At 55.1% G+C, this 24,966-nt stretch carries 22 protein-coding genes and 1 tRNA gene; 6 read left to right on the top strand and 17 right to left on the bottom strand.

From position 1 onward, the window contains the following. Positions 1-48: 48 nt before the first annotated feature. Together RUDLU_RS0104200 and RUDLU_RS30575 are read right to left on the bottom strand one after the other, a co-directional pair. Entirely contained in the window at positions 49-300 is a 252-nt protein-coding gene (locus RUDLU_RS0104200; protein ID WP_019987102.1) for a 4a-hydroxytetrahydrobiopterin dehydratase, read from the bottom strand. A gap of 177 nt (positions 301-477) precedes the next feature. Then, positions 478-714 (bottom strand): DUF2158 domain-containing protein, encoded by a 237-nt coding sequence (locus RUDLU_RS30575; protein WP_019987101.1) that lies wholly within the window; start codon positions 712-714, stop codon positions 478-480. A gap of 215 nt (positions 715-929) precedes the next feature. Here RUDLU_RS30575 and RUDLU_RS30570 point away from each other — a divergent pair, with 215 nt between their 5' ends. After that, positions 930-1,100: a DUF1353 domain-containing protein gene (locus tag RUDLU_RS30570; RefSeq protein WP_425414097.1), complete on the top strand. Its 171-nt coding sequence runs from the start codon at positions 930-932 to the stop codon at positions 1,098-1,100. Between the two features lie 435 nt (positions 1,101-1,535). Here RUDLU_RS30570 and RUDLU_RS0104190 read toward each other — a convergent pair. Next, positions 1,536-1,620 (bottom strand) — tRNA-Ser (locus RUDLU_RS0104190). 186 nt (positions 1,621-1,806) lie between these two features. On the opposite strand from RUDLU_RS0104190, the gene purL reads away from it, so the two are divergent. The 3 genes from purL to RUDLU_RS0104175 all read left to right on the top strand — a co-directional run bounded on the left by purL (position 1,807) and on the right by RUDLU_RS0104175 (position 5,673). Beyond that, positions 1,807-4,095 (top strand): phosphoribosylformylglycinamidine synthase subunit PurL, encoded by a 2,289-nt coding sequence (gene purL / locus RUDLU_RS0104185; RefSeq protein WP_019987100.1) that lies wholly within the window; start codon positions 1,807-1,809, stop codon positions 4,093-4,095. Between the two features lie 150 nt (positions 4,096-4,245). Next, positions 4,246-4,980, top strand: coding sequence for a tRNA pseudouridine(38-40) synthase TruA (gene truA / locus RUDLU_RS0104180; protein WP_019987099.1), 735 nt, complete (start codon positions 4,246-4,248; stop codon positions 4,978-4,980). A 90-nt stretch (positions 4,981-5,070) separates the two neighbouring features. Then, positions 5,071-5,673: a nucleotidyltransferase family protein gene (locus RUDLU_RS0104175; protein ID WP_019987098.1), complete on the top strand. Its 603-nt coding sequence runs from the start codon at positions 5,071-5,073 to the stop codon at positions 5,671-5,673. Positions 5,674-5,761: 88 nt separating this feature from the next. Here RUDLU_RS0104175 and RUDLU_RS0104170 read toward each other — a convergent pair whose 3' ends face one another. The 8 genes from RUDLU_RS0104170 to RUDLU_RS0104135 all read right to left on the bottom strand — a co-directional run bounded on the left by RUDLU_RS0104170 (position 5,762) and on the right by RUDLU_RS0104135 (position 15,756). Continuing rightward, positions 5,762-7,222 carry a M48 family metalloprotease gene (locus RUDLU_RS0104170; protein WP_019987097.1) on the bottom strand — a complete coding sequence of 487 codons (1,461 nt, stop codon included), beginning with the start codon at positions 7,220-7,222 and terminating at the stop codon, positions 5,762-5,764. Between the two features lie 138 nt (positions 7,223-7,360). After that, complete coding sequence (locus tag RUDLU_RS0104165) at positions 7,361-8,323, bottom strand: AAA family ATPase (protein ID WP_019987096.1); 963 nt, start codon at positions 8,321-8,323, stop codon at positions 7,361-7,363. A 109-nt stretch (positions 8,324-8,432) separates the two neighbouring features. Continuing rightward, on the bottom strand, positions 8,433-9,806 hold the full coding sequence (locus RUDLU_RS0104160) for a peptidylprolyl isomerase (RefSeq protein WP_019987095.1): 1,374 nt from the start codon (positions 9,804-9,806) through the stop codon (positions 8,433-8,435). A gap of 147 nt (positions 9,807-9,953) precedes the next feature. Continuing rightward, positions 9,954-12,251 (bottom strand): peptidylprolyl isomerase, encoded by a 2,298-nt coding sequence (locus RUDLU_RS0104155; RefSeq protein ID WP_245581621.1) that lies wholly within the window; start codon positions 12,249-12,251, stop codon positions 9,954-9,956. Positions 12,252-12,431: 180 nt separating this feature from the next. Next, positions 12,432-13,124 carry a hypothetical protein gene (locus RUDLU_RS0104150; RefSeq protein WP_019987093.1) on the bottom strand — a complete coding sequence of 231 codons (693 nt, stop codon included), beginning with the start codon at positions 13,122-13,124 and terminating at the stop codon, positions 12,432-12,434. An 18-nt stretch (positions 13,125-13,142) separates the two neighbouring features. Beyond that, positions 13,143-13,919, bottom strand: a complete 777-nt coding sequence (locus tag RUDLU_RS0104145) for an APH(3') family aminoglycoside O-phosphotransferase (RefSeq protein ID WP_169578023.1) — start codon at positions 13,917-13,919, stop codon at positions 13,143-13,145. Between the two features lie 44 nt (positions 13,920-13,963). Continuing rightward, the gene (locus RUDLU_RS0104140) at positions 13,964-15,040 is read right to left on the bottom strand and encodes an agmatine deiminase family protein (protein WP_019987091.1); all 1,077 of its coding nucleotides are present in this window, start codon (positions 15,038-15,040) and stop codon (positions 13,964-13,966) included. Positions 15,041-15,159: 119 nt separating this feature from the next. Next, complete coding sequence (locus RUDLU_RS0104135; RefSeq protein WP_019987090.1) at positions 15,160-15,756, bottom strand: PepSY-associated TM helix domain-containing protein; 597 nt, start codon at positions 15,754-15,756, stop codon at positions 15,160-15,162. 380 nt (positions 15,757-16,136) lie between these two features. Here RUDLU_RS0104135 and RUDLU_RS0104130 point away from each other — a divergent pair, with 380 nt between their 5' ends. Then, complete coding sequence (locus RUDLU_RS0104130) at positions 16,137-17,552, top strand: glycoside hydrolase family 125 protein (protein WP_019987089.1); 1,416 nt, start codon at positions 16,137-16,139, stop codon at positions 17,550-17,552. A gap of 81 nt (positions 17,553-17,633) precedes the next feature. On the opposite strand, the gene RUDLU_RS0104125 is transcribed toward RUDLU_RS0104130, so the two are convergent. The 6 genes from RUDLU_RS0104125 to RUDLU_RS0104100 all read right to left on the bottom strand — a co-directional run bounded on the left by RUDLU_RS0104125 (position 17,634) and on the right by RUDLU_RS0104100 (position 24,107). Next, positions 17,634-18,137 (bottom strand): hypothetical protein, encoded by a 504-nt coding sequence (locus RUDLU_RS0104125; RefSeq protein WP_019987088.1) that lies wholly within the window; start codon positions 18,135-18,137, stop codon positions 17,634-17,636. 96 nt (positions 18,138-18,233) lie between these two features. After that, a complete protein-coding gene (locus RUDLU_RS0104120; protein WP_019987087.1) occupies positions 18,234-19,307 on the bottom strand; it encodes a hypothetical protein in 1,074 nt (357 codons plus the stop codon). 125 nt (positions 19,308-19,432) lie between these two features. Next, on the bottom strand, positions 19,433-20,455 hold the full coding sequence (locus tag RUDLU_RS0104115; RefSeq protein WP_019987086.1) for a hypothetical protein: 1,023 nt from the start codon (positions 20,453-20,455) through the stop codon (positions 19,433-19,435). Positions 20,456-20,544: 89 nt separating this feature from the next. Then, a complete protein-coding gene (locus RUDLU_RS0104110; RefSeq protein ID WP_027302746.1) occupies positions 20,545-21,267 on the bottom strand; it encodes a hypothetical protein in 723 nt (240 codons plus the stop codon). A gap of 122 nt (positions 21,268-21,389) precedes the next feature. Then, positions 21,390-23,552 carry a xanthine dehydrogenase family protein molybdopterin-binding subunit gene (locus RUDLU_RS0104105; RefSeq protein ID WP_019987084.1) on the bottom strand — a complete coding sequence of 721 codons (2,163 nt, stop codon included), beginning with the start codon at positions 23,550-23,552 and terminating at the stop codon, positions 21,390-21,392. Between the two features lie 102 nt (positions 23,553-23,654). Further along, entirely contained in the window at positions 23,655-24,107 is a 453-nt protein-coding gene (locus RUDLU_RS0104100) for a (2Fe-2S)-binding protein (RefSeq protein WP_019987083.1), read from the bottom strand. Positions 24,108-24,429: 322 nt separating this feature from the next. Here RUDLU_RS0104100 and RUDLU_RS0104095 point away from each other — a divergent pair, with 322 nt between their 5' ends. Beyond that, entirely contained in the window at positions 24,430-24,954 is a 525-nt protein-coding gene (locus RUDLU_RS0104095; RefSeq protein WP_019987082.1) for a gluconate 2-dehydrogenase subunit 3 family protein, read from the top strand. Positions 24,955-24,966 lie beyond the last annotated feature (12 nt).

Genomic DNA, 24,966 nt, shown 5'->3' with positions numbered 1-24,966 from the left:
AAAAAGGCAGATAAGAAAAGCATACAGGTCGACGGAAGCGCACAAGGGTTAGGCAGGTCGGCCCATACGGCTCAATAGCTGGTCAATTTTTTCGGCCAACGCCCGGTCTTTGTCGGTTACGGTGTTGCCCGCATCGTGGGTGGTTAGCTCAATTCTGACCTGATTGTACACATTCGACCACCAAGGATGATGGTCCATTTTTTCGGCTACGAGGGCCACCTGGGTCATAAACGAGAAGGCCTCCTGAAAGTCGGCAAACTGTAGGTCGCGAACGAGCTTGTTATCCTGTTCCTGCCACATACTGGGGTTGATGGTTTGTGGTTGATGAGTTATACGGTTTGGGCCGCAACGAATCTGCCCGCGGGTAGGATCGTGTACAAAGGTAAACGCCCGGAGGGGCAACTCCGGTTAGCCCCCAAAAAAATAAGCAACGCCGGGCGTTGCTTACAGGAGAATGACAATTCGAGATAAAAAGCATTATAGAAAATACTCAGCCCATAACTGGGTTGGCTCTTTCTTCTCTGTTTTTTGGTTTACCGACCCGTCGGAATCTTTAACGAGCGCAATGTAGGGAAAGTATGAAATGTGGTACTGTTGGGAGTTGCCCAACCACTCGCAGGAAACGGTATCTCCGAAAACGGCTCGGACCGTCATTCGGAGGCCCCCGGATCGAAATTGGACGATATCGCCAGGTGCAAAATGAAGGTTAATCATTGGGTAAAATTTGTCATATGGGTTTTTGTCGCTTCGAAGTTACAGTTTTTCGAGCGATACCTTGACAATTGGTTAGGAGGGATTTAGATGAAGATTTGATTAAAACAGAGAAGTCCAGTTTAATATGGCTTTCATCTAATGAGTATTTTATGAGTGGTTTTGCTTAGGGATTCGGTTGTCTAAAAGCTATATTTTGTTTTGGGTGGGTGGCGTGGATGACCTACCACACTGTGGCGGGTACGATAGTTACGCCAGCCGGTTACTCGACCGCTTTTGCCTCGTTGCCTACATGCTTTTGGGGGGATTTTCAGCATGTTGGGCGGCTCCACCGGGCTGCGTGTTATACGACTAAAGGTACGATCATCGGCTGTTTGAAGCTGAGTTAAGGCACTACCGGGCGCGTTATCTGGCTGATCGTGAATTGTATGAGCGGTTGATGGCTCAGGAGCTCCAGAAGTGGCTGGAAAATTGGTTCATGTATGCAGCTTACCGTATGTTTGGGGCTTATTGGTGGAAACGCTAATAATTTAAGTGTTTTGGTATTCCGGAAACCCGGCTCTCAATCGAGGGCCGGGTTTTTTGCTTAACCAGTAAGCTCCACCTTGTTGGAAAGCGACAAGATGCACCCGAGCGCTTGAACACATACGCTGTGCCTTTATAGATGTTATTGGCGTTTCCAAGGGCTCCCACGATGGTATTGGCGCCCTAGATAGCCACATTGACCTTTGGGAGCGCAGTAATAGTCCTTATGCTTGATGCTGAATGCCGCCAGAACAACAAAAAAGCCTGCTCGGTGGAGCAGGCTTCCTGTTAAACTTCCGTAGAGAGAGAGGGATTCGAACCCCCGGACCTGTTACAGTCAACGGTTTTCAAGACCGTCGCAATCGACCACTCTGCCATCTCTCTAAGTGGTTTGATGGTGCAAAGGTATAGCGATTTTTAAGGTTTGTCAAGAGGTAAGCCAGAAAAAACGGGGCGTTTCCCCGCAAAAAAGCGTATTTTTGCCCTGTTGTAAGCCCTTAAAAAGACGTAAATGCTTCGTTTTTAACGGGTAAACGTTCGTTCGCCTACCGGCAAAATTTTCTTTTCTTCGTGGAAATCATCGATCAGAATCCTGCTGAACAAGCCTCCGCTGCTGCATTGCCCACTGTTGAAACCGCCCGCAAGCTGGGTTTGCTCCCTGAAGAGTTTGAGCGTATCCAGAGTATTCTGGGCCGCCAACCCAATTTTACGGAGCTGAGCATTTTCTCCGTTATGTGGTCGGAGCACTGCTCGTACAAAAACTCAATTGTCTGGCTTAAGACGCTCCCCCGCGACTCGGAGCGGATGCTGGCCAAGGCAGGTGAAGAAAATGCCGGTCTGGTCGACATTGGAGACGGCCTGGCGTGTTCGTTCAAAATTGAATCGCACAACCATCCCTCGGCCCTTGAGCCGTATCAGGGTGCGGCAACGGGGGTAGGCGGTATCAACCGCGATATCTTTACGATGGGTGCCCGCCCCATTGCGCAGCTTAACTCGCTCCGCTTCGGTGATCTCAACCTTCCCAAAACCCGGCGGTTGCTGCGAGGTGTTGTGAAAGGAATCGGCGATTACGGTAACGCCTTCGGGATTCCAACGGTTGGGGGCGAAGTGTATTTTGATGAGTGCTACAATACCAATCCGCTCGTCAACGCCTTCTCGGCGGGTATTGTGGAGGTAGGGAAAGTCGCCAAAGCCACCTCGTATGGCGTGGGTAACCCCGTGTTCATTGTTGGCTCGGCAACGGGTAAAGACGGGATTCACGGCGCTACGTTCGCGTCGGAAGATATCAGTGCAGCTTCGACCGAGAAGCTGCCTGCGGTGCAGGTTGGTGACCCGTTCATGGAAAAACTCTTGCTCGAAGCAACCCTCGAAATTATTGCGTCGGGGTATGTGATCGGGATTCAGGACATGGGCGCGGCCGGTATCATCTGCTCGACCTCGGAGATGAGTGCCAAGGGCGAACACGGCATGATTATCGACCTTGATAAAGTGCCGACCCGGCAGGCCAACATGGAACCGTTCGAGATTTTGCTTTCTGAGTCGCAGGAGCGGATGCTCGTGGTGGTTGAGAAAGGGAAAGAGGACATTATCAACGGAATATTTGAGAAGTGGGACCTGCACTGTGCGCAAATTGGTGAAGTAACCGACACGCAGCGGCTCCATTTTTACCGGCACGGTCAGCTCGTGGCCGACGTACCTGCGCACGACCTCGTGCTGGGTGGCGGGGCTCCGCAGTACCACCGTGAATATCGGGAGCCTGCTTACATTCAGGAGTTTGCCAAGTTCGATGCCGCTTCGGTAGCTGACGTAACGCCCACCGAAATCGGAGCGGTGGCCAAGCACCTGCTTACACACCCCAACGTTTGCTCACGTCGGTGGATCTATGAGCAGTACGACTCAATGGTGGGTACGGCCAACCGGAGCACCAACGCGCCTTCCGACGCGGCTGTGGTGCGGGTAAAAACGCCCGATGGCAAATCGACCGATAAGTCGATTGTGATTACGGTTGATTGCAACAGCCGCTATGTGAATGCCAACCCGTATGTAGGCGCGCAGATTGCCGTGGCCGAAGCGGCCCGCAACATCGTGTGCTCGGGTGGGGAGCCGCTGGCGGTAACCAACAACCTGAACTTTGGAAACCCGTACGTGCCCGAAGTGTATTGGCACTTCGTGGAGGCTGTGAAAGGCATGGGCGAAGCCTGCCGCCAATTCAGTACGCCGGTAACGGGTGGTAACGTAAGCTTTTACAACCAATCGTCGGACGACGGGCCGGTGTTCCCAACGCCGACCATCGGGATGCTCGGTCTGATGGAAGACACGAACAACCGCATGACGCTCAATTTCCGGCAAGCGGGCGACGCTATTTACCTGTTTGGTCAGTCGAGCAACGACATTGCCTCGTCGGAATACCTGTATTCGTACCGGGGCGTGAAAGCGTCACCAGCTCCAGCCTTTGACATGGAAGCTGAACTGGCGATGCAGCAGGCGCTGAACAAACTAATCCGCCAAAAACTGGTGCAGTCGGCACACGACCTGTCGGACGGGGGCTTGTTCGTGGCCCTGGCCGAATCGGCAATGGCGGGTAACCTTGGGTTTGATATTCAGACGGCTACGGTGGGCGGTGCGGAGGCTTTTCGGCTCGATGCAGTTCTGTTTGGCGAAGCCCAGGGCCGGGTGGTCGTGTCGGTATCGGCCGATCAGAAAGAGGCTTTCGAGTCGGCCGTGGCTGATAGCGGGGTTCCATGCATACAGATTGGTGCCGTAACAGAGGGTGCGTTTGTGATCGATGATCAGACGCTCATGTCGGTAACGGATGCCAAAGCGCTGTATGACAACGCGCTGGGTGTAATTATGGCCTAAGTGACCCACTTTGATGCTGCCTGGTAAACGTTGCGTATTTGGTTTCGAAGCTCAAAAACCAACGTTTATCAACACTATTATAACGTCCGCTACGGGTTGCTGTAGCGGACATGCTTTTGTAAGACGAATTCAATGAGCCAGCGTTATTTTATGGAACTTGCCTACTGTGGAACCCAATACCACGGTTGGCAGATTCAGGCCAATGGCCATAGTGTACAGTCAGAAATAGAAGGAGCCTTGAGTCGGCGGTTGCGGCAGCCGGTGAGCATTCTGGGGAGCGGGCGCACGGACGCCGGCGTGCACGCGCATCAGCAGTACGCCCATTTCGACCTGCCCGAACCCCTGGACGACCTTGAGCAGATTACTTACTCGCTCAATGCTATGCTGCCGCCCGATATTGCCATTCGGCGGATTTTTCCGGTTCAACCCGACGACCATGCTCGTTTCTCGGCTATTTCGCGGTATTATCAGTACCGGATTACCCGCCAGAAAGACGCCTTTCGGCATATGCAGTCTTACTATTTCCGGTATCCGCTCGATATGGAGGCCATGAACCAGGCGGCCCGTGTTCTGTTGGAGCATACCGATTACCAAAGCTTTAGTCGGGCTAAGGCGGCTGTCAAACATTTCCACTGCACCATCGACCGGGCGGAGTGGCTTCCCGAAACGGGCGATGACCTGACGTTTCATATCCGGGCCAACCGGTTTTTGTGGGGAATGGTGCGGGCCATTGTGGGCACCTTGCTCGAAGTAGGGCAGGGGCGCATGACCACCGAGGAGTTTGAACAGATAATTTTGGCTCGTGACCGCCGGGCTGCCGGGCGGGCCGCTCCAGCCAGTGGGTTGTTTTTGTTCGAGGTTGGGTATCCAGCAGGGATTGTATAGCGCCCGGTTCATGGTTACGCAAATTCAGTCAGAATGAGTTCGTCAACCCACTCACCACACCCCCAAACCTGTAATCAGAAACCATACATCATGACAATAGGAACTGTTATTCTGGCGGCTGGCTCCTCGTCGCGGTTAGGTCAGCCGAAGCAATTATTAGTACACGAAGGGAAAACGCTGGTTCGCCGGATTACAGACATGGCCCTGGCGCTCGACAAAGGCCCCGTAACGGTGGTACTGGGGGCTAATCGGCACGATATTGCCGATGAATTGGAGGGCCTCCCGGTTACGCTCATCGACAACCCCCGTCATGCCGAGGGGCTCTCGTCGTCGCTAAAAATGGGCCTTGCCGGGCTTTACATGACCCAGAAAAAGCTCGACGGGGTGCTGGTATTGCTTACGGATCAGCCGCACGTATCGCTCGGGCTGCTGTTAAATCTGGTCGAGACGTTTGCCGATGGTGAAAAAGGTATTGTAGCCTCAAAATACGGCGAGGAGGGACCACTCGGCGTACCGGCCTTATTTGCCACTAAGTACATTGAAGAACTGCTGGCCCTGACCGGCGACAAGGGGGCTCGCTGGATTATTGTAAAACACCGCGACGACTGCACCGAAATACCGTTTGAAGAGGGACTAATCGATCTGGACTCTCCACTGGATTTGGAACGATTTTACGGCCGGAAACCCGAATAGACCGGAAAAGGCTTAAAACAACTTGTGGTTGATGGGACACCCGAGCACGGCGTTCCATCAACCACAAGGTATATGAAGAAACAAGATTTTATCGCTGAATAACTTTTACCAGCATACCGCGGTTCACGCGGTCGTCGGCGCGCATGCTGTTGAGGGTACCAAGCTCTTCCAGCCGGTTAGAAGGCATGTTCAGGGCCGACATTACATCGCGGAACGAGCCGTCGCGCGGGGCCTGCACCACCTGCACACGTTCGGGCTGCCGGTTTAGCTTATCACGGTCGGTGAGGGCGCGGAAATTTTCGGCAACACTGCGGAACGAGTTCAGGCGGCTATTGAAATCGGCGGCCGACGAAAGCCCGTGCAGGGCATAAATACCTCCGTTGTACTGGATGAGCCACGTAGCCAGTTGCAGCGTATTCTGTGCCGACTGCTGCTGTTGCGGCTGCCCCTGTTGTTGCTGCGGCTGCTGTTGCGAAATAATCACGAGGGCCGGATTACCGTTGATCGTTGTCCGGCCGTTTTCAAGAACTTTCAGATTCAGTTCTTTCACCATCGTCTGCGCGGCCTCTTCGAGGGAGTTTCCTTTGGCCAGCATCAGAATCATAGCCGATTTTCCGTCGGCGGCACCCATTTGAAACTGCTCAGGCGAGTTCTGATGCTTCCAGCCCTGTGGCACCGGAAACTGAAACTTAAGCACCGGATGGTAAAACATATTGTTTTCTACGAACCCCTGCTTGGGGTCTTCGCCATACACAATGCCGTCGATCATTCGTAGGTACCGATCACGCTCCACAGCATACTGGCGCGGGTTGGCGGCCTGAAACTCTTTGGCCAGGCCCTGCACACGGGTCAAACGGTTGCCGGGATCGGGGTGTGTCGACAGAAACGTGGGTACTGCCTGGCCAGCATTATCCTGAATGCGTTTGATGGTGCCAAAAAAATTGGCCATTTCAACCGCGTTGTAGCCAATTTTACTGGAGTACTCTACCCCAATTTTGTCAGATTCCGACTCGTGGTCGCGGCTGTATTTTAAGAACAAAACCTGAGCCCCCTGCATCACCGATTCGCCCAGTTGCGGAACGGCAATGGCTACCCCGATAGCGCCGAGTGTACCGAGCAATTGGCTGGTTTGCTGACGGGCTGAGTGCCGGGCGGTGATGTGCCCAATCTCGTGGCCCAGTACCCCCGCAAACTCAGCTTCGTTGTTGAAGTGAGCCATGATGCCCCGCGTGAAATACACATAACCACCCGGTACGGCAAAGGCGTTGACTACGGGTGAATCGACGATGTAGAATTGGTAAGGCAGATCGGGCCGGTGTGAGATGGCGGCCATAGCTTTGCCCTTTTCGTTGATGAAATCCTGTAGCTTTTTATCTTCATAAAGCCCCATACTGGCCACAACAGAAGGGTGCGACTGCTGACCAATGGCAATTTCCTGCTCTTTCGACATTAAGATAACTTCGCGCTTGCCCGTGACAGGGTTGCGCGAACAGGCCAGGCCGCCCAGAAGGAAGCCGGCAATAAGAGCGCGTGTGAGAATCGACTGCATAAAAAACAAAATTGAATGATGGTAAACCTACGACCCGAAAGTAAGTGGCCCAAAGTATAACTACAAACGGGCCTCGTCAGCATCAACTACTGACGAGGCCCGTTTTGTTTTGTCACAGGATAAGAAGTCCGAATAACCTTATAAAAGGCGCTTTACAAGTTCATCGACGGAGATATTTTCAGCTTCGGCTTTAAAGTTCCGAACAACCCGGTGCCGCAGAATCGGAAGGGCTACGGCCCGCACGTCTTCGATGTCGGGCGAGTATTTTCCGTTAAGCAGGGCGTTACATTTAGCGGCCAGAATAAGTGCCTGCGACGCCCGTGGTCCTGCGCCCCACTCAAGGTAGTTATTGGCGTCGGGTGAAGCCAACTCGGTATTGGGGCGGGTTTTATGCACCAGCTTTACGGCGTACTCCACTACGTTGTCGACCACGGGAACCCGGCGTACCAAGTGCTGGAATTCGGTGATCTGCTCGCCCGAAATGACTTTCTGAACTACCGGCCGCGTGTCGGTCGTGGTGTTTTTTACAATATCAAGCTCCGACTGGTACGAAGGGTAGTCGAGCCAGATATTGAACATAAACCGGTCGAGCTGGGCTTCGGGCAGGGGGTAGGTACCTTCCTGCTCAATGGGGTTCTGGGTGGCCAGTACGAAAAATGGCCGACTCAGGTTGTACTTCTGACCCGCAATCGTAACGGCGTACTCCTGCATGGCTTCGAGCAGGGCCGACTGGGTTTTGGGCGGGGTCCGGTTGATTTCGTCGGCCAGAATGATGTTGGCAAACACCGGCCCTTTGATGAATTTGAAGTTACGCTCCTGATCAAGGGTTTCGGACCCCAAAATGTCAGAAGGCATGAGGTCGGGCGTAAACTGAATCCGGTTAAAATCCAGATCAAGCGCGCTGGCAATGGTTTGAATCAGCAGGGTCTTGGCCAGGCCCGGAACCCCCACTAGCAAACAGTGCCCCTGACAGAAGATGGCGGTCAGCAGCAGCCGAACGGTGTCGTCCTGCCCAATGACCACTTTAGAGATTTCGGCTTTGAGTTTTTTGTAGGAATCATTGAGGGCTTCGGCAGCCGCGACATCAGATGTATAGGGCACGGTTGAATAGTTTACAGGTTGCAGTTTACAGTTCCTAAGGTTTTTTGCCTTGCTTCTGCTAAGAAACAACTGAAAACCGAGAACTGTAAACTGTCAACTCGATTTTACGTTAATTTCCTCCTGTGGCCGACGCACTGTTTTGGGAGGTCCCAAAAACCCGGCATTCGTTAAATTCCGGATCGACGGTGATAAAGACCTCACCCACCGATTTTCGGAACCACTCATCAATCGCGCGGTTCTTCTTGTTGGCCGTTACAATATTCTGTAGTTTCTCGAAATCGAGTTTGTAATCGGCCGTATGCGGTGGATTTTTGGTCTTGAAATACAAGATACGCATGGCGCTTTTACCGTCTTCAGTCCGGTACGGAAGGGGCTTCGAGATAGCTCCCACCTGCATCGTGTCGAGCATCGAGTACAGGGCGTATTCCATAGTGCCGTCCATCGACAACCGCGAGCTACCCGTTTGGGGGTCGCGCAGGAGACCGCCCGCATCGGCCGTACCTTTGTCTTCCGAGAAGTCCTTGGCGGCCTTCGCAAATTTGAGCGTGTCGGCTACAATCAGGGTCCGTAGGCTATCCAGAAACCGGGTCGGCTCGTTTACATCCAGACGGTTGTAATCGGGACGGAGCAGAATATGGCGGGCGTGGTACTCGGCCCCGCGGGTTTCGATTAGCTGAATCAGGTGAAAACCGAACTCCGATTCAACAATGTCTGATAATTCGTTGGGTTTCAGTTTGAGGGCAGCTCCTTCAAACGGGGCCACCATCATGCCGCGTTTGGCAAAGCCCAGGTCACCTCCCCGTTCGGCCGAGCCTACGTCTTCCGAAAATTCCTTCGCCAGGGCCGCAAAGTCTTCACCGGCCTGCACGCGCTTTTTTATGTCCAACAAACGCTGGCGCAGTACATCTTTCTGTTCGCGGGTGGCTTTGGCAAACCGTACGATCTGACCAATTTCAACCTCGGCGGGCATGTACGGCAAGCTGTCTTTCGGAATGCTGTCGAAGAATTTCTTCACTTCGCGCGGAGTCACCTTCACGTCGTCGGTGATTTTTTGCTGCATTTTCTGCACCAGAAGCTGATCTTTCACCTGCTGGCGAAGCTCACTTTTGAGCAACTCAAGGCTTTTACCGTAAGCCTCGACAATGTTTTTCTCCGACCCAAACTGCTGAATCATGTACGACATCCGGCCGTCGAGCTGATTGTCTACCGCTTTGTCATCGACCACTACGGAGTCGATTTCGGCTTTGGCCAGCATCATCTTGTTGATGACCAGACTTTCGAGGATCTGGCAGGTGGGGGGGGCGGGTTGGTTCTGACCCACGTACGACTGCTTCGTCTCTTCTACGTCGGACTTGAGCACGTAGTAGTTGTCGATCCGGGCAATGACTTTATTCAGGCTAACGCCCTGACCCTGGCCGAAGGCAACTCCGGAAAACAGGAGACCCAGGGCCACCAAAAGCGTTTGAACAGGTAGTTTTCGCATACTATCAAAAAAAGGGGCCGATTGGCCCTGCTACAAAAATAACGGTATCGGACTGGTTTTTAACTCAGCAGCCGACTTAAATATTGTTAAGAGCGAAAGAGTGAATGAGAGAACGCAGCCCCCGCTCTTTCACTCATTCACTCTTTGTCATTTCGCCAGCTTCCGCATCTCGTCTTCGTTTATTTTGACCGGATACCGCTGCCGGAGCGAAGCCAGCCACTGTTTTTCGAGGATCGCCTGGTATTCGTTAATAACCGTACCGCGTGCTTCGGCAAAGGTTTTCAGGCGGGCCGGTTCAACCCGGCTGATGGTGATTTGCACCAGTCGGTTACCGTCGGTGGTAGTCACGGTGCCGGGCTTCCAGGGCAGGGCGTCGAGTACAGCATAGGTGCCCCGTGCAAAAATACCCTCTGTGATGGTAACCGAGTTGGGTTTCGAGGCATTGATAGCCTTGGCTACATCGAGTTTGTTCGTGGAGAAAAACTGAAACGTCACCTGGCGCGGGTTGGCCGGGTTACCAAACGCCTTGTTGTCTTTTTCCATGATCCGGGTAAGCGGAATGCCGTTGCGGTTGAGGTAGCTCACCACCGACCGAATCCGGGCCGCCGAAACGGTGTCGCGCTCGCCAGCTTCCTGCGCCCCCGATACTTCGACGAGGTAGTCGCTATTGCGTACCATCGTGACCAGCAACTGATACAGGGCGTCGCGCCCGGTAGTGGGTATGGTGGTTTCGTTTTGCCCAAACGTTACGGCGGGCGACGATCGGCGCAACTGATAAGGACTGGCTGTGAGCATGGCGTTTACCTGCTTCAGTTGCTCGTCGCTGGTGGCTTCAATCAGGGTAGCTACCACGCGCTCAGGCATTTTGTACCGGTTTTTGTTGGCTTCGTAATGTTGCCGTTGCCCTGTTGAATCGGCCATCGACCGTTCCCAAACGTTGGTTTCCATCATAGCCGAGAGTAAAACACCATCGCGAATTTCGGTCAGCAACGCCCTGAACTCCGGCGATTTACGATCCAGATTTTCTTCTTCCGTCCGAATCAGCTGATCGACCAGATACCGGTTGTACAGGCGTTGCATCACCACCGCCGGATCGGCTCCGGCTGGCCGGGGTGCCTGTTTTTGCTGTACATATTGCACAAACGGCGCAACCGGGTATGGCGTATTGTTGATGCTAAACAGAGGCTTATTGAGCAAACCCGCGTCGGTGAGCGAAACGGCTTTCCACTGGCCGCGTAGCAGGCTGCTATCGGCCTTAGCCGTGAGGGCGGTCAGGGTGGCTTTGTCTTCGGTCACGGTGTATTCACGCCGGAGCCGCTGTTCGAGGGCGTGCCGAAGTACGTCGGCGCGGGTATCGGTCACTACTTTTTGGCGCAGAGCGGGCGCGAGTTCGAGATACGACTCAAGCGGTTTGCGGCCAATCAGTTTCAGAATATGCCAGCCGTAGTTGGTCAGCACGGGTTTCGAGTAGCTGCCGGGTGTGGTGAGGGCAAAGGCGGCTTCTTCAAAAGCGGGTACGTTGCGGCCCGTTTCAAACGCGGGCAAAATACCGCCATTGTTGCGGGAGGTCGCATCGTCGGAGTTGTCGCGGGCGAGCATCTCGAACGATTCTCCTTTCTGGAGCCGGTCGTACAGGGCATCGATGCGGGTTTTAACCAGTTGCTGACCGGTGGGGTCGGCCGAGGGGCTGATCCGAAGCAGAATGTGAGCCACCTGCACTTTGCCCCGGCTAGGACGGCGGTTGTTGACCCGAATCAGGTGGTAGCCGAAACGAGTGCGAACCGGTGCCGAAATACTACCAATGGGGGTGGTATAAGCCGCTGTTTCGAGTGGGTACACAGTGGCGAAGGCGGTAAAATAGCCCAGGTTACCGCCGTTCTGTGCGGTTTGGGCGTCTTTGGAAAACTGCCGGGCCAATTGACCAAAATCTTCACCTGCGAGGGCCCGTTTCCGAACGGCCTGCACTTCTTCATAGGCCCGGAGCGTGTCGGCGGCCGACGCGTCTTCGGCCACCGGAATCAGAATATGCGAGGCATCCACTTCCTGCTGCATCCGTTGGTAGGCTTCGTTGGCAAGGGTTTCTACGGCTTCTTTGTCCGTCAGGTAATTCTGGGCCAACTGCTTGCGGTAGGTCGCCATTTCTTCGCGGAAAGCCTCGGTCGTATCCTGCCCACCGGCTTCGGCCGCGAGTACTTTCAGCTTCATGTTGGTGTACAACTCAAAGTACTCTTTAATGTCGATGCGCCCCGCCGAGTCGCCGGAAATCTGATTCTTAGTGAAGGCCTGAAAGAAATCGTCAGTCGAGAAATTGCGGTCGCCAATGCTCAAAATGACCGGTTGAGCGGGCGTAGCCTGTTGAATGGGGGCGGTGGCGGTTTTGCAACCGGAAAAGCCTGCCGTCAGTAAAACCGTTGCTGCGAGCAGGCGCGTATGGGATGAAAACAAAGTAAAGACCATTAAAAAGAGTTTCGTTTTTCGGTGGTCGACGGAGCTAAACCACAGGCCAGCCCTTATCTATAAACCAAAAAATAAAAACGATAAACTACGTGCGTACTGACTTTTTGGGAGTTGCCGCTCCGGCCTCAAACCGGGTACTCCTGAATAAACAACGAAGATACCGCCATTTTAGCGACGGTTCACCGTCAATTTTACCCTTTTTAGCCGAACATCGTACCGGAGCTGGTACGCGTAGGTGTCGCGCAGGTTGGTGCCGGTGAGGTCGGCCGTGATGGTTCGGTCGGTTGTAGTTATGTTGCCGGCGGATAGCTCTCTCTCGTTTAGTTGGGCACTGCTTTGCCCCAGCAGATCGTCATCGTCGAACTGATCCACCAGTTTTACACCCAGTCCGGCCGCGGTCAGCCCCGCCGTAATGTACTTGAGGGGGGTAAGTACTTCGGTGGCTGTCAGAAGCAGGCCCGCCGGAACACTCACTACGTTGTGAATCTGCCGAATCTGGTTCAGTATGGTTTGTGCCTGCCCGGTATCATCTACCTCAATGAGCACGACCGAGGCAACCACGCGGCCGTTTTTGGGAACGGTTAACTGCAAGGGTTGAGCCTGTTTGGCGAGGGCGATTTCCTCATTTTTGCGCACCGATGCCACGCCCCAGCCCCCGTTTACAACGCTCACCGCCCGGTTATTGGCATCATACGCGGTGAGGGCATAGGCGAGCATCACCTCGTCGCGTCGGCTCAGGGTTTCTTCCAGGTTCAGTGCTTTCAGCGAGCGGGGTTGCATTTCGGCGGTCAACACAGATTTGGGGGCGCAGGCCACCTGCCCCAGCAGAAGAACGAGAAAAACGGTAAGCTTGGTTGGCATAGAGAATGGATCAGTTTCTTAGTTCAACTCGTCGAGTAGTCGAAAATAGCGCAGTTTATCCGGGTCGACGGTACGGAGACCGTAGGCCGCAAAAAAGTGGGCACTGTACCGGTCGGTGTCGAACAGATCCCGCAGGCTACGTTCGCACAGGGCCAGATCGGCGTAGCGGTCGCCCACACCCAACCGGCCCAGATCAATGAATCCGCCCAGGGCCCAGTTGTCGAGCAGGAGGTTGTCGGGGCAAAAGTCGCCGTGAGTCACCACCCGGTCGTCCTGGGCAAACGGTTTCTGCGTGTGTAGCCGGTGTAGGATTTCCTCTGGGAGCAGGCCGATGTTTTCGTCGTCAAACTCCTCGACATCCACCAGTCCGTGCTTCACCCGAACGGCCACTTCGCGCAGTTTGGTTTGGGTCGATGCGTCAAATGGGCAACTCGCCGGGTCAATCGCGTGCAGGGCCCGCATGCTTTGCCCCAGCGTTTCGGCCAGTCGGGTTGGGTGTTGTTGCCAGCACTCGGCCGACGCCGGTTGGCCCGGTACGGCCCGGATAAGCAGAAAATCCTGACTACCAACCCGCCCGAAATAAAGCACGTCGGGAGCAGGCAGGTGTTGCCGAAGCCAGCGCAGAGCCTCCGCTTCGTGTTGGAGCCCGCCCGTCGGTTCGTGGTTGTCGATTTTGAGAAACAAACGTTCCGGTCCGTCGAGCCGGAACGTTTGTGCCGACGATTGCCCTTCAGTGGTCGCTGTCCAGCGATGGTGTTGCACCAAACGCTTTAGTTCGTCAGGAAGTGTATCCAAAAGCATACGTCGTCAGGTGAACCAAAAACCATAAACCCAAAACTTTACACGCCCGCCGGTTCCTGCTGACTCAGGCAATGGAAACTGCCCAGTCCCCAGACAATCTCGGTGGAGTCGATGCCGACCACGGGCCGGTCGGGGAAGCAACGCCCGATAATGTCGAGTGCCTGCTGATCTTGTTTACACCGGAAAGTGGGCACAATCACGGCCGCGTTGGCGATGTAGAAGTTGGCATACGAGGCCGGTAGGCGCAGGCCATCGCTCTCGACGGGGTCGGGCATGGGAAGTTCTACAATGTTTAATTGTTTGCCGTTGAGCAGGCGCATCTGCCGAAGTTCATGGTGAATTTCCTGCAAGGGCGCGTAGTTGGCGTCGCTTTTATTATGCTCGATGGCGGCCAGTACGGTGTCTTCGTTTACAAACCGGACGGTATCGTCGATGTGCCCGTCGGTATCGTCGCCTACAATGCCATCTTCCACCCAAAGTACCTGCTGCACGCCGTAGTAGTCGCAGAGATACTGTTCTATCCCGCCCTGTGTGAGGTGCGGGTTCCGGTTTTTATTGAGCAGACAAGCCCGGCTGGTGAGCACGGCTCCCGCGCCGTTGAACTCTACCGAGCCCCCTTCCATAATGATGCCGGGCGTTACGTAGGGCAACTTCCGGTAGTGGGCAATCTGCACGGGGAGCAGGTCATCGCGGTCGTAGGGGGGGTATTTGCCGCCCCAGGCGTTGTAGCCCCAGTTTACAATCATCCGCTCGCGGGCCGGGTTGGTCAGAAACGCGGGGCCGTGGTCGCGGCACCACGAGTCATTGCAGGGGTGCGGTAGCAAGGTGACCCGGTCCATATCGACACCAGCCATGAGGAGCCGCATTTTGGCTGCCTGCATCACCACCTCGTTATGGGCGTTGATGCAAACCTGCTCGCCGTGCGCAATGGTGTCGATAAACTCCAGATAGGCCGGAAACATGGCTTCCTGCCGCTCGCGGGTCCACGACGCTTCGGTATGGGGCCAGGTGAGCCAGGTGGCGGTATGAGGCAGCCATTCGGCCGGAAACGAAAAGCCCTGTGCCGCGGGCGAGGTGGCAGTGGGCGTCAAAGGCACCTGATGCTGTATGTTCATCGCTGAGGTTTCAAATTGAGGGGGCAAAATTACAAAAACTTACGGGGCTGGGTGCAGAGACCCACCGCGAAGCCCGTAGAAGAACCGGCCCTGGTCGGTAAAGGTTTAGTTTGGACAGACTACGAACGCATCCGGCGGGGGCCGTACCAGAGCCAGAAACCACTGACGGTCAGGATCAGTAACCCCAGTCCGGCCAGTGTGGTAAACACGAGCTTAATGGCCTCGCCCTCGGTGCCGAGCAGCTTGTCGAATAGGCTGCCATCGTGCAGGTTTTCGATCCAGTCGGCGGTGCGTCGTTCGAGGAGCAGCACCCGGCCGGTGGTGGCATCGAGCTGAATGCCCCAGTAGTGGTCGGCAAATACAAACTTGACAATGCCCTTTTGCGGGCGGGCATCAATGCGGTCGAGGGCCGGAGAGAGGTCGGCCCCGATGGAGTCGCGGAGGGTACGCACGGCAATCTGATGGAGACTGTCCATAGGCATCCAGGTGCGGAGGTCAGTCGACACACCGGTTTGGGTTTTGGCCAGGATAAGCCCGGCCGAGTGCTTTTTCCAGCCCAGCAGCAAGCCGGTGATTGAGACAATAAGCAGCACAATGCCCGCCATAAGGCTGACTGTACGGTGCCATTGCCGAAACTGACGCAGGGTTTTGGCGGCTGTTTTACGGTTGGCTGAACGCGGCTGGGTAGTCATGTTGGCAAAGATAATCGGCCGCATCGCTTGTTGGGGTGACGGGTGGTTTGTGGTTTATAGTTTTTGGATGGTAGCGGTATTGAGTGATTAGGTCATAATTCACGTTAAGCTGGGAACACCACCCCCCGGCCCCCTCCTTAGTTCAAGGAGGGGGAGCCAATGACGGCCCCTTTTCTGCTTCCCCTCCCTCAACTAAGGAGGAGCCAATGAAGGCTCTTTTCTGCTCCCCCTCCTTAGTTGAAGGAGGGGGACGGGGGTGGTTGAAAGAACGGTTGGCAAACCTGTCCTACACCCGTGGTTTGTAGTTTTTGATTCATGGTTTTGGGTCAGTCATTTTCCATAATTCACGTTAATATTGCACACCAAACCGGCTATATGTGGCCGTAGGGTTTCCAATACGTTGTATGAATCGTCGTCTTTTTCTGCAAAATGCCGCGCTGAGTTCAGCCGTCCTGTTTACCAAACCGTCGCTTGGCGGCTCGGAGTCTTCGTTTCCGGTGGTTCGCGTCCCCGAATCGGGCCGGAAATTCAAAAGCGCTGCTGTTGAAGCCACCATCCGGGCCGTAAAAGCAAAGGCGGGCAACCCCGAATTAGCCTGGCTTTTTGAAAACTGCTTCCCGAATACGCTTGATACCACCGTCGACTTCGAGATGGTCAACGGTAAGCCAGACACCTACGTAATCACGGGCGATATCGACGCTATGTGGCTCCGCGACTCCACAGCGCAGGTGTGGCCTTACCTGCCCCTGATGAAACAGGACGAACCGCTGCGGCAGTTGATTGAGGGGGTAATACGGCGGCAAACGCGCTGCATCAATTACGACCCGTACGCCAATGCGTTTTACAAAGAGCAGACGCGGGTGGGTGAGTGGAAAGACGATGTGACCGATATGAAGCCCGGTCTGCATGAGCGCAAATGGGAGATCGACAGTCTTTGCTACCCCATCCGGCTGGCGTACCATTATCACAAAACCACCGGCGACGCTCGCCCCTTCGACGCCGACTGGCAGCAGGCCATGCGGTTGGTGATCCGAACGTTCCGGGAGCAGCAACGTAAAACCGGCAATGGCCCGTACAAATTTGAGCGCCGGACCACCTGGGCTACCGATGGCGTGCCGCTGGGTGGTTACGGCTATCCGGTTCGGCCCAACGGTCTGATTTGCTCCATGTTCCGGCCGAGCGACGATGCCACCATTTTCCCGTACCTGATTCCGGCCAACTTCTTTGCACTGGTATCGCTCCGGCAACTGGCCGAGTTGTGTCAGACCCTGAACATTGGCGGTTCGTTGCGGACCGACGCGCTGGCGCTGGCAACCGAGGTAGACGCGGCCCTGAAGCAGTATGCCGTTACAACGCACCCGCGCTTCGGGAAGGTGTATGCCTACGAGGTGAACGGCTTTGGCAGCTTCAACCTCATGGACGATGCCAACATCCCGAGTCTGCTGTCGTTACCCTATCTGGGAGCTGTAAAAGTGGGCGATCCCATCTATCAAAACACCCGCCGAATGCTGCTGAGCCCCGAAAATCCGTTTTTCTTCCGTGGAGAAGCTGGCGAGGGGATCGGTGGTCCGCACGCGGGTATGGATATGATTTGGCCATTGAGCATTGTAATTCGGGGGCTTACCACCACCGACCCCGCCGAAATTCGGCAGTGCCTTACCACGCTCCGGCAAACGCACGGAGGTACGGGCTTCATGCATGAATCATTCCACAAAGACGACGCGACCCGGTTTACCCGTAAGTGGTTTGCCTGGGCTAATACTATCTTCGGCGAACTGGTATTCAAGACGTTCAATGAACGGCCGACTTTGCTGGGGTAAGGTTCTGTCAGGCCCATTATGCAGCACGAGGTGGTAGGTTCTAAGCCTGCCACCTCGTGCTGCATATGCCTTACCTTCTCCTTAAAACATCTTGCTCCACGCAAACCGGATCAGCACTAGTACGAGCACAAACCCCACAACGATGTACACAAACGGCACGTAGGTGAAGGCCACGAGCCGTAGCCGGTCGAAAAACCACATTAACCCGATGAGGGCGGCAATGAGGGTCAGAAAACCAGATAGCTTGCCAAACCCCGGCACGTACGCAAACGGGATTTTTTGTCGGATAAGCATCAGCGTGCCAACCATTGTCAGAATGGGGAGTACCTGGAGCGCGAGGTTCATTGTCCAGATGCTCTGCCGCTCAAACAGAAACAGGTAGATGTTGAGCGTCACGGCAAAAATGCCCGGAATGGCGGCCGCGTACACCAGCACGGCGTACACATAGCGCCACCGCCAGATTTCCTCGGCCGTGGTGCCCGACCATAGATTGATCAGAAACGTAACCGCTGGCACGGCTACCAAAAAAAGAACGGCCACACCTGAGTGCGCCGTGATGTAATTGAAAAAGTCGGAGAGGGTCATGGGAAAAGCGAAAGAGCGAAAGAGTGAATGAGTGATAAAGCGATATCGGGAACATGTACGCCTAAGTGCTCTTTCACTCATTCACTCTTTCGCTCTTTATTTTAAGGTTAGCAAATACCCAATGGTAAAGTTGGCGTCCCAGTCGAACACAAACTGCTGACAACCGGTAGCGTCGGCAATGGCTTTGTAGATGACCAGACCCGCTTTTTGCTTGGCATTTTCGCCGGTATAGTCGGCGGGGGCTTTCAGTACGGTGTACCGTTCTTTGCCGTTCCGAACCTGCTTGGCGAGTTCAAACGGAATACCGCCGATGATGAAGGCCGTTTTACGCTGTCCCGCCGGAATCTGCTTGGCTTTGGCAGCCACCTCCTGCGCTACCTGCGCATCGTCGATACCGTTCTGGAAATACTTGGAGCCGTAGGTTTCCAGCGCCTGCACCGACCCCCCGTTGCGCCACGAAATTTTGGTGTTGCCTGAGCCAATATCCACCACAAACGCGTTTTGGTCGAAGTCCGACGGCAGCACCGACCGCAGGGCCAAACGGCCTTCCTGCTCCGGCGTAACGGTATTCACCACGTAATTGAGCGACTTGAGGGCCCGGATGATCTTCTGCGTATTCTCGGCTTTGATGGCTCCCGAACTCACCACAAACTGAATGTCGCGGCCACCTACGCCAAAGTCGAGCATGTTGCCGATGTATTTTTTCAGGCCTTCGCGCACGTCCTGATCGGTCGCCATGTTTTCGAGCACTAAGCTGTTGCCAAAATCGGCTTTTTCGAGTTTCCAGCGCTTCTGATCGTCGATTCGGACGATGAACGAGTTGAACCCACTGGCTCCCAATTCCACAACGCCTTTCAGCTTGCCATTGACTGGCTCAGGCGCGGTGTACGTGAAAGCAGGGCGGGGGCCGTTGTCGGATGCCGACGATGAGGAGCCGCTACCATTGTCCGAAGCCTCGTCTGTTGCCGTCGAGGTGGCTTCATCGTTGCCGGGCAGGGTAGGTGAGCCATTATCTGTGGTCTCGGTCGAGGTGCCAGTCTGTTCGGTGGCTTGTTTGCTCCGCATGTTCTGGAGCCATTCGTTACCCCCGAGGGCTTTAAATCCAAAGTAAAGGGCGGCCAGCACAATGGCCGTGATGAGGAGCCTTCCGGCGGTGGTTAAGCGTTGCATAGTTAAAGAGTGAAAGAGTGAAAAAGTGCGGGCTGCGTTCGGCAAAGAGTGCGGGAGCGAGAGAGTGAATTGTTTGTAAGCCACTTGCGTCAGCCCACTCATTCACTCGTTCGCTCATTCACTCTTTATTCAAGCAGGTTTTTATAGTTCTGGTCTTTCGGCGGGTTGGCAATGCGGGTAGCGGGTTCGGGAGCCGGCGCGTCGAGGCTGATGAGTTTAAACTCACCTTTGTTGTACGCTTCGAGCAGGCTTTGGCCTTTGTCTGACAGGATACCGTTTTGGATATCTACGCCATTGATGAAGTCCATAGAAAGGTCCATGGCCCGCTTCATCTCGCCGAGTTTCTTGCTCATGTCGTCCTGGATATACTCCATCGACTCGTCGAAGTAGAACTTCTTGTCGGGGTCGCCTTTGAAGATGCTGACGGCCGTTTTTAGCGCGTTTGAGCTTTCCTTAACAATCTGATATTCGGTTTCTTTGAGCCGAACCTTGATCTCAGTTTCTTTGATGATGTACTCGGCGCTCTTGTTCACTTTTTCCATGAACTCAAGCACGGTTTTCATGTTGCGTTGCAGGGGCAACAGCTTCTGGTTCATCTCTTGCAGGCCAGCGCCTTCCATAGTTGCCAGCGATGCGGCCTCTTTCATGCCCGGACGGTCGGTCATGGAGTTGGCTTTGTTGGCCTCGGCAAACTTCTGCTTGATAAGCTCATTGTTCTCGTTGATTTTCTTGTTCAGCTTCACCAGCTGACCCGCCAGCGTGTTGATCTGCCCCTGCATCTTCTCCCGTTTGTCTTTGAGGTCGTCGATGTAGATTTTCATGATCGCGATGGGGTTCAGTTGAATGATCGTACCCGTGAGGCTCCGCATCAGCGATTTGAACAGGAAAAACACGCCGGTTCTGACGTCTTTGCTCGTAATCAGAAAGATCACCAGAGCCAGAGCGGCCAGGAGCCCGCCGAGGTACAGCGTATTTTCGGTAACCCGAATGAGCCACTCAAGAATATCGTTGATGCGGTAGAGAAACACGCCCCCAATGGCCAGCAGAAAAATCATACCTGCTACGCCTTCGGGGCGGCTCCAGAACGACCGTTTGTCGGCGTCGGTGGTGGTGTTGCCACCAAGTTGAGAAAAGTCTGGGGTTGCCATAGTTAATGAGTGAAAGAGCAAAAGAGTGAAAGAGCGAAAGAAGTCAGGGTAAACAGAAACACTCTTTCACTCTTCCGCTCTTTCACTCTTTATTTTAAATACGTTTGAATTTTCGATACGTCGTGCTTGATCTGCTCGGTAAAGCTGGCATAGGTGACCTCAAAGTTGTTGCGGTTTTGGGTCAGCTTGGTGCTTTGCTCGGCAATTTCTCCGCCGATGTTCGCGAGCCGGTCGTTGTTGGCCTGCTGTCGTTTCTGTAGCTCTGCAATTTGCTTCGAAATAGCCTCGTTGTCGGCCAGAAGCGTTTTTTGTTCGTTCTGCAAACCGCCCACTCGCTCGTTCAGCGCTGTTTCAACACTCTTCAAAAACAGCTCCCGGTCGGTGTTGAGCGCGGTTAGGTATCCGTTGGCGGTTGCCGTCAGCATGGCTACATCAACATTACCCGCAATAGCTTTAAACGAGGCCCAGGCGGCCTGATACCGCTTGTCTTCGGGTAGGCCCAGGTCGGCCAGGTTGCGGAGCGTTTCCCGAAACTCAAAGTAGTCGGGGCCGGGCACGTTGGCTTTCGAGAGTACTTCGGTGAAGTGATCGGCAAACTTCGCGTCGATTTCTCCGGGTGAGCTGTTCGCAACCGGAGGGGCCGGTCGCGCAGGGGCTGGCTGGGATGCGGGGGGCGGAGTGCCGGGTAAGGCCGCCCCCGATCCGGCCATTCCTGGAACGTCCGTTCGGGGAACATCCGTTCCGGGAGCGGTTTCATCTTTGACAAAGAAGCTCAGAATCTTCTGCCCAAGGCTTTTTTCGGGTTCTGGCATGCTGGTCTTGTGGTTGTTAGACAAGGCAATACTACACGATTTTACGAAAAACCCCCGAACCATTTGCTATGAACGGTTCGGGGGCTTGATAATAAATCGCCGGTGTACAGGACTGGTAAAGCCTACATATTTTGTTTCCAGGGGCTACCCGGCTGCTCGGCAAACGGCTGATTGTAGAGCCGGGTGCCGGTCGCTTTGAACATGGCGTTGGCGACGGCCGCGCCGGTTGGAGGTAAGGCAGGCTCACCTAATCCGGTGGGGTCTTTTTCGTTCTCAACGAAGTAAACTTCTACGTCGGGCACCTCATTCATCCGAATAAGCCTGAATGCATCGAAGTTCCGTTGCTCGGCGGCACCATCCTTAAGCGTCAGCTTGCCGTAGAGGGCATGGCCCAGCCCGTCGACTACCCCGCCTTTCATCTGTTGAAGGGCACCGCTCCGGCTTACCACCACGCCACAGTCGGCCGCAGCGTGAATTTTCTGGAGGACCGGCTTACCGTTTTTCTGCACCACCTCGGCCACCTGTGCTACGTACGAGTTGTGCGAGAAATAAACGCTGAAGCCCTGCTTCACGGCCGGGTTTTTACCCCAGTTGCTTTTCTCAGCTACGAGTCGTGTTACGGCTTCCATCCGGTCGACTTCGTACTTGACGGCCCCGGTTGGTGCTGATTTTGCCTTTGCAAACAAATCGAGCCGGAACTGAATCGGGTCTTTACCGGCAGCAGCGGCCACCTCGTCCAGAAACGCCTGCTCGGCAAACGCCAGGAAGTTGGTGATCGGAGCCCGCCAGGCCCAGGTAGTCACGGGCGACTTCACGTCGTGCGAGTCAATGAGCAGGTTGGGTACAGCACCAGCCGGGAAGTTGTCTTCGCGGGTCGAGTTGGCCACGTTGACACCCACGCCCCGCAGCTTGTAGCCAATGAGGTTATTGTCTTTGTCCAGGGCGGCCTCAAACCGGTAGCGGCAGGCCGGGCGGTAACTACCCCCGTTCATGTCGTCTTCGCGGGTCCAGATCACCTTCACCGGCGCTTTCACCAGGCTCGATACCTCGGCCGCTTCGACCGCAAAGTCAGCCTGCAACCGTCGGCCAAAACCGCCACCCATGCGGGTCATATGGACGCTTACTGTTTCGGGGGCCACGCCCAGCAGCTTGGCCACGTCGTTGCGGGCGCGTTCGGGTGTTTGGGTTGAGCCCACCAGTTCTACGCCGTCGGGCCGCACATGGGCAAAGAAGTTCATCGGCTCCAGCGGGCTGTGGGCCAGCATAGGACACTGGTATTCGGCTTTGATGATGCGGGCGGCCGAGGCAAAGGCGGCATCGGGGTCGCCATCTTTCCGGCGCACGGTGCCCGGCTTGTCGAGCAATTCTTTGAACTGCCGGTCAAAGCCTTCGGTGCTATCGAGGGGGGCATCGGGGTTGATTTTCTCCCACTCGACTTTCAGCTTTTCGCGGGCTTTTTTTACCGCCCAGGTATTCTTGCCGACAACTGCCACGCCGTTTTTGAGCGTAACCACATCGGTAACACCCGGCATGGCTTTGGCCGCAGCGGCATCTACTGTCTTTAGTTTCATCCCAAACGCCGGCGGACGCTGCACCATCGCAAACAGCATACCCTCCCGGTAGAAATCAATGCCGTAGAGGGGCTTACCGGTCAGAATCTCCTTGTTGTCGACGTTCGGCAAATTCTTGCCGATAATCGTAAACTGCTTCGGGGTTTTGAGCGTCACGTTGGTCGGCACAGGCCGTTTGGCGGCATCGGTCGCCAGTTCGCCGTAGCTCACTTTCCGGTTAGAGGCTTTGTGGAACACCACACCTTTGTCGGTGGTGCATTCTGAAGCCGGTACATTCCAGCGGGCGGCCGCTGTCTCGACCAGCATTTGGCGGGCGGTAGCACCCGCCTGCCGGAGCCGGGTCCAGGAGTGACGCAGCGACTGCGACCCCCCGGCTGCCTGCCGTTCGAAGCGTTTGGTGTCCAGCGGAGCCTGCTCAACCCGAACGCGGGCCCAGTCGGCATCCAGTTCGTCGGCAACCACCATCGGGAAGGCGGTTTTGATGCCCTGGCCTACTTCGGGGTTGGGCGAGAAGATGGTGATGAGGCCATCGGTGCCAATCGAAATAAAGCTGTTGAAGTTATGGGGGGCGTCGGCCAGGCCGGCGGCATCAAGAGCGGTGAGCGGCAACGCATTGGCGTCGGCGGTTTGCCAGTTGAAACCAAGCCACAAGCCACCGCTTACCGTAGCCGCGACTTTAAGAAAATCACGGCGGGATGTTGAAGTCGTTTTCATGCCTTTTTGGCGTTTGGGTTTATCGTTTTTAGCTGGCAGTGGTACGAATCCCCTTCACAAGGGGACAACCAACTGAAAACCGAAAACCGTAGACAGTAAACTTTATTTAGCTGCAAGCTGAATGGCTTCCCGGATTCGATGATACGTACCACAGCGGCAAAGGTTGCCCGACATGGCCTCTTCAATTTGCTCGGTGGTCGGCTTGGGATTCCGCTTCAGGAAAGCGGCCGCCGTCATGATTTGCCCGGCCTGACAGTAGCCGCACTGTGGTACGTCGACAGCGGCCCAGGCTTTTTGTACCGGGTGATCGCCCGTGGCCGAGAGCCCCTCAATGGTGGTAATTTTGTTGGTACCAACGGCCGAAACCGGCAGTACGCAGGCACGGGTTGGCTCGCCGTTGAAGTGCACAGTGCAGGCGCCACATTGGGCAATGCCGCAGCCAAACTTGGTGCCGGTGAGGCCGAGGTTATCGCGCAGCACCCACAGCAGCGGGGTGTCAGGATCGGCCTCGGTCTGGTAACGTTGTCCGTTGATAAGAAGAGTGTATTTTGCCATGTGCAAGATAGGTTAGCTACTCGAAGTAGAAAGCCAACGGCAAAGAGGGCTTTTCACAGCATAAAGATACGGAGCCGACCGGTCTAATGGTTCTGTAGTTATCAGAATGTCACCGACTTTCGTGTAAGCATGGGCCTGTGTAGCCGACCGGTTGAAAATGAGTTCGCTGTTCAGAAGCAGAGAGGGTTCTGGGCATTAAGCCTGATTTTAGCATCGCGCACAGTCAGCAAAGTAGTTGGTTCGTTGTGGCTTCTTTTCGGGGTAGTTGGCGGAATGAACCTTTCGCCAGTCTGAAAACCTCTAAAACGCTCAACCCGAAACGATGCTCCGACGGACTGCCCTCAAAAACATGACCCTGGCTGCGGGTGGGTTGCTGCTGTTGCCCAACTGGGCCAATGCCTGGACAAAAGCATCGTTGCCGCCCGGCCCGATTCTGCTAAGTTCGGCACAACAGGCGTTGCTGACCGAGTTGATCGATGCCCTCATTCCGGCCTCCGACACGCCCGGCGCGCGGGCCCTTGAGGTGCCCTCCTTTGTACAGACCATGATAGCCGATTGCTACGAGCCCCCGGTACAGCAGCAATTTGTAGCGGGACTGGCGGGCTTTGATGAAGTGGCCCGCGCGCGTTTCGGAAAGGCGTTCGCGGCTTGCACACCAACCGAACGAACGGACGTGCTGCTGGCTTTCGAAGCCACCACTGATACCGCCCGCAAGGAGTTTTATACCCTGCTCAAACAGCTCACTATTCAGGGGTACACAACCTCAGAGTATGTGATGACCGGGTATTATAAATACACTATGATTCCGGGACACTATTACGGCTGTGTGCCCGTGGCAACCCGCTGACCCATTCGCGCT

The sequence above is a fragment of the Rudanella lutea DSM 19387 genome, from assembly GCF_000383955.1.
In the GTDB taxonomy this organism is placed as follows: domain Bacteria; phylum Bacteroidota; class Bacteroidia; order Cytophagales; family Spirosomataceae; genus Rudanella; species Rudanella lutea.
The sequence above is the reverse complement of the archived record's forward strand: the minus strand, read 5'-3'. Positions and strand labels throughout refer to the sequence as shown.

Bases quoted from the DNA above. Each gene is read 5' to 3' on its own strand.
- RUDLU_RS0104200 (WP_019987102.1), bottom strand. From the start codon at position 300: ATGTGGCAGGAACAGGATAACAAGCTCGTTCGCGACCTACAGTTTGCC.
- RUDLU_RS30575 (WP_019987101.1), bottom strand. From the start codon at position 714: ATGATTAACCTTCATTTTGCACCTGGCGATATCGTCCAATTTCGATCC.
- RUDLU_RS30570 (WP_425414097.1), top strand. From the start codon at position 930: ATGACCTACCACACTGTGGCGGGTACGATAGTTACGCCAGCCGGTTAC.
- truA (WP_019987099.1), top strand. From the start codon at position 4,246: ATGGAACTTGCCTACTGTGGAACCCAATACCACGGTTGGCAGATTCAG.
- RUDLU_RS0104175 (WP_019987098.1), top strand. From the start codon at position 5,071: ATGACAATAGGAACTGTTATTCTGGCGGCTGGCTCCTCGTCGCGGTTA.
- RUDLU_RS0104170 (WP_019987097.1), bottom strand. From the start codon at position 7,222: ATGCAGTCGATTCTCACACGCGCTCTTATTGCCGGCTTCCTTCTGGGC.
- RUDLU_RS0104160 (WP_019987095.1), bottom strand. From the start codon at position 9,806: ATGCGAAAACTACCTGTTCAAACGCTTTTGGTGGCCCTGGGTCTCCTG.
- RUDLU_RS0104150 (WP_019987093.1), bottom strand. From the start codon at position 13,124: ATGCCAACCAAGCTTACCGTTTTTCTCGTTCTTCTGCTGGGGCAGGTG.
- RUDLU_RS0104140 (WP_019987091.1), bottom strand. From the start codon at position 15,040: ATGAACATACAGCATCAGGTGCCTTTGACGCCCACTGCCACCTCGCCC.
- RUDLU_RS0104135 (WP_019987090.1), bottom strand. From the start codon at position 15,756: ATGCGGCCGATTATCTTTGCCAACATGACTACCCAGCCGCGTTCAGCC.
- RUDLU_RS0104130 (WP_019987089.1), top strand. From the start codon at position 16,137: ATGAATCGTCGTCTTTTTCTGCAAAATGCCGCGCTGAGTTCAGCCGTC.
- RUDLU_RS0104125 (WP_019987088.1), bottom strand. From the start codon at position 18,137: ATGACCCTCTCCGACTTTTTCAATTACATCACGGCGCACTCAGGTGTG.
- RUDLU_RS0104120 (WP_019987087.1), bottom strand. From the start codon at position 19,307: ATGCAACGCTTAACCACCGCCGGAAGGCTCCTCATCACGGCCATTGTG.
- RUDLU_RS0104115 (WP_019987086.1), bottom strand. From the start codon at position 20,455: ATGGCAACCCCAGACTTTTCTCAACTTGGTGGCAACACCACCACCGAC.
- RUDLU_RS0104110 (WP_027302746.1), bottom strand. From the start codon at position 21,267: ATGCCAGAACCCGAAAAAAGCCTTGGGCAGAAGATTCTGAGCTTCTTT.
- RUDLU_RS0104105 (WP_019987084.1), bottom strand. From the start codon at position 23,552: ATGAAAACGACTTCAACATCCCGCCGTGATTTTCTTAAAGTCGCGGCT.
- RUDLU_RS0104100 (WP_019987083.1), bottom strand. From the start codon at position 24,107: ATGGCAAAATACACTCTTCTTATCAACGGACAACGTTACCAGACCGAG.
- RUDLU_RS0104095 (WP_019987082.1), top strand. From the start codon at position 24,430: ATGCTCCGACGGACTGCCCTCAAAAACATGACCCTGGCTGCGGGTGGG.